This window comes from Corallococcus llansteffanensis, from assembly GCF_003612055.1.
Lineage (GTDB): Bacteria > Myxococcota > Myxococcia > Myxococcales > Myxococcaceae > Corallococcus > Corallococcus llansteffanensis.
Window position 1 is genome coordinate 1 of record NZ_RAWB01000508.1, and the last position, 7,233, is coordinate 7,233.

7 protein-coding genes are annotated in these 7,233 nt (G+C 67.6%); 5 read left to right on the top strand and 2 right to left on the bottom strand.

Annotated elements, in window-relative coordinates; genetic code table 11:
- Nucleotides 1–322: 322 nt before the first annotated feature.
- The 3 genes from D7V93_RS33440 (at nucleotide 323) to D7V93_RS33450 (ending at nucleotide 3,211) form a co-directional block, all read left to right on the top strand.
- The gene (locus D7V93_RS33440) at nucleotides 323–679 is read left to right on the top strand and encodes a hypothetical protein (protein ID WP_147451474.1); all 357 of its coding nucleotides are present in this window, start codon (nucleotides 323–325) and stop codon (nucleotides 677–679) included.
- Nucleotides 676–1,593 carry a DUF2381 family protein gene (locus D7V93_RS33445; protein ID WP_120647236.1) on the top strand — a complete coding sequence of 306 codons (918 nt, stop codon included), beginning with the start codon at nucleotides 676–678 and terminating at the stop codon, nucleotides 1,591–1,593. The genes D7V93_RS33440 and D7V93_RS33445 overlap by 4 nt, the downstream gene beginning before the upstream one ends.
- Before the next feature lie 283 nt (nucleotides 1,594–1,876).
- Nucleotides 1,877–3,211: a hypothetical protein gene (locus tag D7V93_RS33450; protein ID WP_120647237.1), complete on the top strand. Its 1,335-nt coding sequence runs from the start codon at nucleotides 1,877–1,879 to the stop codon at nucleotides 3,209–3,211.
- A gap of 129 nt (nucleotides 3,212–3,340) precedes the next feature.
- On the opposite strand, the gene D7V93_RS33455 is transcribed toward D7V93_RS33450, so the two are convergent.
- A complete protein-coding gene (locus D7V93_RS33455) occupies nucleotides 3,341–4,228 on the bottom strand; it encodes an HNH endonuclease (protein WP_120647238.1) in 888 nt (295 codons plus the stop codon).
- Between the two features lie 172 nt (nucleotides 4,229–4,400).
- On the opposite strand from D7V93_RS33455, the gene D7V93_RS33460 reads away from it, so the two are divergent.
- Nucleotides 4,401–5,771: an alginate lyase family protein gene (locus tag D7V93_RS33460; RefSeq protein WP_120647239.1), complete on the top strand. Its 1,371-nt coding sequence runs from the start codon at nucleotides 4,401–4,403 to the stop codon at nucleotides 5,769–5,771.
- A gap of 55 nt (nucleotides 5,772–5,826) precedes the next feature.
- Here the strand turns inward: D7V93_RS33460 and D7V93_RS33465 are convergent, their stop codons facing one another.
- Entirely contained in the window at nucleotides 5,827–6,837 is a 1,011-nt protein-coding gene (locus tag D7V93_RS33465) for a hypothetical protein (RefSeq protein WP_120647240.1), read from the bottom strand.
- Nucleotides 6,838–7,002: 165 nt separating this feature from the next.
- Here D7V93_RS33465 and D7V93_RS46210 point away from each other — a divergent pair.
- Nucleotides 7,003–7,233, top strand: a 231-nt coding sequence (locus tag D7V93_RS46210; RefSeq protein ID WP_208723240.1) for a hypothetical protein, incomplete at its 3' end; no start/stop codon positions are given.

Below are 7,233 nucleotides of genomic sequence, written 5' to 3' on the forward strand. Positions count from 1 at the left end.
TAAGAGACAGCCTCGAATGGAAACGGGCGGGGAAGTAGCGCCTTCTGCGTCTCCACCAGAAGCTGATCTGGCCGCAGTCCTGCCACCCCGGGTGGCGGCTCCTCCTGTGGCCGTCGCCCCCGAGGTGACGCATCCGCTGAAAGAAGAGACGCCCGTGACGAAGACTCCTCCCCCTCCCGTCCGCACCACCCGAACCCGGACGGCGGTGTCCCGCGCCGTGCTCGCCGCCGTCACCTGCTCCGCCCTGGGCTGCCCCGCCAGCGGGCCCCAAGTGCGTCCTTCGCCACCGCCGGAGGAGTGCCCGCCGGGCGCCCTGGAGGCTATGAAGGAACTGGGCATCCGCACGGGACGCACGGAAGATGCGTCGTTCCTGCCGTTTGGTGGGGGAGAGCGGGCCATCCCAGTCCGGGAAGGACGGTCGCCTCCCGTCAGGATCCCGCTTGGGATGGGCAAGCTCCCGCAGCAGACCGTGGTGCTCGGAACCCTCATCCGGGGGGAGTACCTGTTTGGCCGCTTCACGGAGGCCCGCACCCCGAAGGGAGAACGCTATCCGATCTGCATGGAGATGCTGGATGGGAGCGGCGTCGAACATGGGATGCCGCTCCTGGAAGGCAGCACGGATGACAGGGTGATCATCAGGAGCTCGGTCTACCTGCGGGCCGTGGACCATTTCGAGTGACCTTCTTCCCTCGCCCATCGTTGAAGGTCGCCCTGCTGGTGGCCCATGCCTTCGCGTCGGTGGCGGCGGCCCAGGCAATGCGTGTTCCGGACGAGGAGGGCGCGGGCCGCATCGAATGGTCCGCCGACCGGGAGCAGCCACCGCAAGAACTGCGTATCAGCCCGGGCCTGGCGACCCTCCTGTTGAGCGACTCGCCCGTGGCGCGGTGGGAACTGTCTGGACGGGAGAACTTCCGCCGGGTCATGGAAGGCACGGACACCCTCGCGCTCCTGCCTCGCCATGACCTGAAGGAAGGCACCCGGCTGAAGTTGACCCTCGTCTTCGCGGACGGGGAGGCCCCCTTGCGCGCGGAGCTGGTGCTGGTGGTGCATCCCGTCCTGGGGCAGCGTCAGGTGGAGTTGTATCGCCATCGGCGCGGTGTGGAGTCGTATCAGGAGGAGGTCCGGCAGTTGCGCGCGGAAGTCGGGCGCGCCCGGGCGGAGGTAGAACGCCTGCGCACGACGCAGGTGCGGCCCGACGGGCTGACCGGCCTGCTGCTCTCCGGAGTGATGGGGCTTGAGGGCGTGTCCTCCCGCGACCTGCTGCGCGACCCACAAAGCGCGCAAGGGTTGGTCTTCTCCGTGGCGCGGGTGCGCACTTTCCGCGCCTCCACTCGCGCCGCAGTGCAAGCCTCGTTGGACAACCAGGGAGTGGTGCCCTGGAGGTTCATGGGCGCGGCGCTGGTGGATGGGGCCGGGCACACCGTGCACGCGCTGACCGTCTGGCCCCAGGAGCCCATCGCACCGAAGGAAAGCGTCACGGGCATCATGGAATTCGAGCTGCCTTCATCCACGGCGCGCGGTCCCTATACCCTCAAGCTGTGGGCGGAAGGCGGAACGCAAGCCGTCACGGTGCGCAACATCTTCTTCCCGTGAGAGGCTTTAGGGGGAGCCGTTGCAGTACAAGCTTCAAGAGTCGAGATCTCAATGCGTTGGATAAGGACTCCCTGGCGGCGCAAATGAATACGGACGCGAGGAGCGCACTGCTGTATTACGGGGGGGAATTGAACATCCTCCGAAAAGGGATGCGGCAGCAGGCACAAGTTCAGAGGGTTCGCCTTGTTTATGAAGGGACTCTCAAGCCCACGAAGCCGGAAGTTTGGGAGCTCGCATTGAGAAGCACGCAGAAGAAAGTTCCGGGCGTGGAAGTGCTGGTCGAATGAGTGCACCGAAGACTCCCAGCACGAGCGAAGTCGATCACCTTCTGCTCACCCTCGAAGGCACGTTCAGCGACCCAACTGAAATGGAGGCTGAGCTGGTTCCATTTCTCAGTGCACTTGAAAAGTGCGCAGGGGACTGGGCTCCCGATACCGTCAAGGGGGCAAGGAAACGAAAGTATGCCCGCGCTAGCTTCTGGCAGGCACTGAAGGAGCGCCGCGACGAGGACAGTGCGTCTGTCGCGCTTTACCGCGCGGAGTCTCCTGCCGTGGAGTTGACGGTTGAACTCTGGCTGCCTCCCCACCCTTCTGAGATCAATATCTGGCTCGACGTACATTCGCTCGCGTACTTCGCGAACGAGGGGGACTGTAAAGGGATCGTCGAGATGGTCCGAGCTTGGGCGACTCACTATCCGGCTTCTCATGCTGCGGCACACAGTATGGCTGACCGTGAGTTGGCGGGCTTCCCCCATTTCGGCCGCGAAACTGAGGTGTCTCGGAGGGATGGATTCGACAAGGTCTACGAGGTGTGTTGGCTGAACGTCTTCGGCCCCAAGCTCGTAGAAAGGGTGGGCCGCGAGCGGATGCTCTCGACTCCTGCGCACCTCGTGGAGGAACTTCCCAATGGCTCCGTCCTCCTGGTGCTTCGGCCCACCGCCGCGGACTTCGCGAGCGATGAAGCGCGCGTGGCGCAGGCTCGTGCCCATGTCCACCTGCGGCCAGACCTCGACTTCGACACGGTGCTGCGCACACTGCGAGAGCGCAGCGCCGCGCTCGCCCCCGTGGAACCTCGCTTCCACCCGGACCTGGCGCCGCTCCTCTCGCGGCTGCCGGACGCGTTCGCCATCAGCGAGCGGCAGCAGAAGATTGCCGAGCTCAACGCCTTCCGGCCACCCGAGCCCGAGGAGTGGCTCCCGGTCGCACTTCCTTCGGACGTGGAGAATCCCGAGCGCGCCCGCAGCGACTACAGCGACCTATCCGAAAGCCTCGTGGCGGCGCTGCACACCCAGGTGCCCTCCCTCGTGGAAGAGACACCTGAGTCCCTTACGGACCTCGATTTCTACTTCTGGAGGGAGAACTTCCCGGAGAGGTACACGCGGGGCCTCATCGACGAGCACACCGCTTTGGCCCTGGGGGCCTACCTGGGCGGCATGCTGGTGCGGCGGCTGGGCGGGACGTGGGTGCCGCGGCAGAAGCTGGAGGAGTCCCAGGTGCGTGTCGACAAGCGCGTCTGGCTGCCGTTCCTCCGCGCCCGCCGGTACATGCAGTCCCGCCAGTCGCTGCTGGACTACTCGCTCACCCAATTTTTTCGGGAGGCGGAAAGGCACCGGGCCTGACCTGGCGCTGCGGCTCCGCATGCGCCAGACGGTGTCGGCCGGCGCGCGGTTCGCGGCGCGGTCTGGGGGCGCTGGGAGAGGGTGTCGCCCTGGACAGCGCCAGCCAGCCTTCGCACCCGCCTGGTGCGTTCACTGCTTGAGACTGCCCTTGAAGACGTGCTCCCGGTGCCACTTCAGATAGCTGGGGTGGGGCCGCCATTCGGGCCGTTCGGGGAGACGCAACCGCCGGTGCGGCTGGACGAGATGGCCCAGCTCCTCGGGCATGTCCCGCTTCGCCAACAGCACCCGGTGGTCGTCATCGACGGAGATCAACCCGCGGTCGAACATCCAGTGGACGGTCCCGGTCAGGGCCAGCCCGTTGCGCACGGAGTCGGGCCCGTGCGCCGCCACGGGCTGGATGTGGGCCGCCTGGACCTCCGGGCGGCCTCCTCCATTGATGAGCCTCAAGCCGGAGATGGCGCAGGTCTCTCCATAGGCCTGCCGCACGTTGTGGCGGAAGGCTTCATCCCGGAAGGGACGCCAGAGGACCTGTTGCTCCAAGGGCCGCGCCGCGTAGGTGGGCTCTTCCGCGACGTGCTGCTCCCAAGGCTTGAACTCCCGACGGAAGCCCAACCGGACGATGAGCTCGAACTCCGCGTCCTCCAGCAGTCGGACTGCGCGACCAAAGGCTCCCTTGTTGGTGGTCCCATCCGCCTTGCGCAGGGCGGACTCGTAGTAGTTGTCTCCCTCACGGAAGGGCACCGCGTGGTCGAACTCGAGGTAGTCCTCGACGAGCGCGTAGTAGTGGTCGCGCCTGGACTGGTCCTGCTCCACCGCGCTCACCCTCGCGACGGCGAAGTAGGCCTGTCGCCCGGTGGAGCTGGTTGCACCCGTGGTCCTGCGTGGTTCGTAATAGAGGAACAGCCCGCCCACGGCGGCTTCCACCTGCCGCAGGTACGTGCGCGGGAAGTGATAGCGCGCCTCGGGCTGGTCGTCATACGCCGAACTCTCCGAGGTGGTGAAGACGGCCTTCGCCATGCGCTCCCTGTCCCTGTCAGCAGGGCGCCAGGCTACGGCCCGGGGGCCAGGATGTACATGCGCCGCGATTCCATCTTCATTTGATACTTTCCGCTATGGCGGCTTTTCCTTGATTAATCCCATCCACGGTAGGCTGGCGGCCGGTGCAACCCTCTTCTCGAAAGGAACGGACATGATGCTGGAGGCACGGTGGACACGCCTGCGGGCGCTGATGGTGGGCGTGGTGCTCGCGGGCAATGTGGCTTGCGGAGGACCGGAGGAGGCGCTGGACGCGGCCGCGCTTGCCCAGGTGGAGGCGGAGGCCACGGCGCTGCCCACGGCGGGCGGTGGCATCTTCATCACGGCCGCGGAGCTGACTCGCGCGCGTCAGCGGGCGACCGCCACGACGGAGCCCTACGCGGAGAACGCGCGCATCCTCAAGGGCCGCGCGGACGCGGCGCTGACGGCGACGCCCCGGCCCTTCCGCATCACGGACGTCTCCACCATCACCTACCACTGGTGCTCGCCGGACACGGACGGCATCGACAACTCGCTGGCGGACGCGACGGGCAAGTTCACGGACGACTCGGACCGGATGCGCACGCTCGCGCTCCAGTACGCCGTGGGCGGTGACGTGAAGTACGCGGCCCGCGCGCTGCTGTTCCTCAAGACGTGGGCGTCCCAGCACACGCCGGTCAACCTGCACGACCTGCATGTGGACTACGCGGCGGCGAAGCTGGATGGACAGACGGTGGAGTACTGCTCCAACCGCCCGTGGAACTTCGCGCTGGATGGCCTGTTCCAGGCCTACGGCCTCATCAACGCCAGCGACGCGTATGTGCTGCTCAAGCGCAATGGCTATCCGCTGAGCACCACGGATGACGCCGCCGTGCGCGAGTGGCTGCGCAAGTCCGCGGAGGCCGTGAACTCCAGCTTCCAGGCGTGGACGCGCTGGGCGGACGCGCACCCCACCTCCAGCGCCTTCGCGCGCTACCGCTCCGACAACCACCTGTCCTGGGGCCTGGCCGGGCTGCTCGCCGCGTCCGTGGCGCTGCAGGACAGCGCGCTCGCGGGCTACGTGCTGGACGGCACGTCGTGGACGGACCGCCGCAACGGCGCCTACGCGAACCCGTCCCACATCAAGGACGTCATCAACCGCGCCATCGAGTCCGGCACCGGCGCCGCCAACGAGGGCCGCCTCTACGAAGAGAAGATCCTCCGCGACCCGCCCATCGGCTATTCGCTCTACCACCTGTGGGCGATGTCGCTCGTCGCGCGCAACGCGGAGGTCAACCACGCGCGGCCGGGCTTCTGGGACTACGTGGGCCCGAACGGCGGCGGCCTCCACAAGGCCTACACGCGCTACGCGGCCTTCATCCTGGGCGAGCGCCCCTCGCCCCAGGCCTCCGAGGCCGCGCCCACGGACTACCGGTGGCTGTATGAGCTGGGGTACGCGCAGTGGCCGGAGACGCGGCTGAAGAGCGTCATCCAGGTGGGCCCGCGCAACCGCTACATCGTGCAGAGCATCGGCCCTGTCACGCTGGCGGTGGGTGAGACGTTCTAGTCGCGGAGGTTGTCAGCGCCCCCGGGCAGTGCAGGCCCGGGGGGCTTCAGGCGGCCTAGCTGGACTCGGCGATGCTCGCGCGCCGGCTGGCGCCGCCGTTGCCCTTGCCGAGCACGTTGGCGCGCTCCACGTTGCGCTGGGCCAGCGCCTCGAGCTGCTCCGGCGTCTTGGTCTTGCGGTCCTTCTCCTTCTGGATCGTCATCACGCCGCCGCCGTCGTGATTCTCCTTCGCGGAGGAGACACACTTCTTCAGGTCCGCGGCCGTCATCCAGTAGGCCCCGTTGACGGGGTCGCGCACGTGGTAGAGGTCGTCGTCCGCGCTGTCCGTCAAGCCCGGGTTGACGCCGTCGATGGTGATCCAGTGCAGCTCGCCGGGCTCCTGCTTCTGCTCATCCGGCTCCAGCGTCGTGTTGAGCAGCGCGTTGGAGTCCACCTGCGCCAGCGCGAGCTCCCCCTTCTGGAGGGCGTTGCTCAGCATCTTCGTGTCGCAGTCCGCGGAGCTGCGGGTGACGGCGATGCCCATGGAGCCCAGGACGGCGCCCATCTCCGCGGGCGTCGCGCCGTCGTCCAGGTTCACGTCGACGCCCTGCTCCTTCACGCCCGAGGGGGAGGTCGCGAGCGTGTCCGCCTTGTTGCGCACCTGCTCCTGGGCCTGCTGCTGCGTCAGCGGCGCCGGGGCCTCGCTGTCGGACTGCTCCAGGAAGGTGAGGGTGGCCTCCGCGCAGCCGGTCTTGCTGGTCTGCACGACGGTGGGCTGGGTGGACTTCCAGCCATTCTCCTGCTGCGCCTCCTTCGCCTCGTTGACGGGCAGCGCCGTGGCGGGCGCGGTCGAACCCGGAGGGGGCGGCGCCGCCAGCTCCACCAGGCCCTTCTTCGCGGCGCGCTCGGGCTCGAAGGAGTCCAGGTAGACGCCCTGGTAAGGGTCCAGCGGCTTCGCGTTCGGAGCGTCCGCGAGCGGCTCCTTCACGGACTGGGCGGCCGCGGCCATGTTCGTCCGGACCTGCTCCGTCGCCTTTCGCACCCGCGCCATGACCGAGTCAATCTGCGAGCCGATATTGAAGCCCATGGTCGTCCCCTGTTTCTTCCGTGGTCTGCTCGCATTATCCGCGGACGACTCCGGAGGTTGCTTCGGAATTCCAGGATCTGACGGAAGCGCCCGATTTCCGACGCAACCGGGCAGCCGTCCCGGCAGAGAAACATGGGATCCAAGAATGAGGGGTACACTGGACCCATGGCGAACCGGAATGACAGGGATGACGGGGCTTCTGCCCCCGGCTCCGCACCGCGCGTTTCAGCCTCGCGGGAATCCTACGGTACGGGTCGCGCTGGAGCGGCTGGGACAGGGCGCCGGGAGTCGGAGAGCACGCCCTCGGCCGGCGCGGGCCGCGAGTCGCAGCGGCTGTCGTCGCGGCAGGTGGGCCGCTTCCTGCCCCTGAAGGTGCTGGGGCAGGGGGGCATGGGG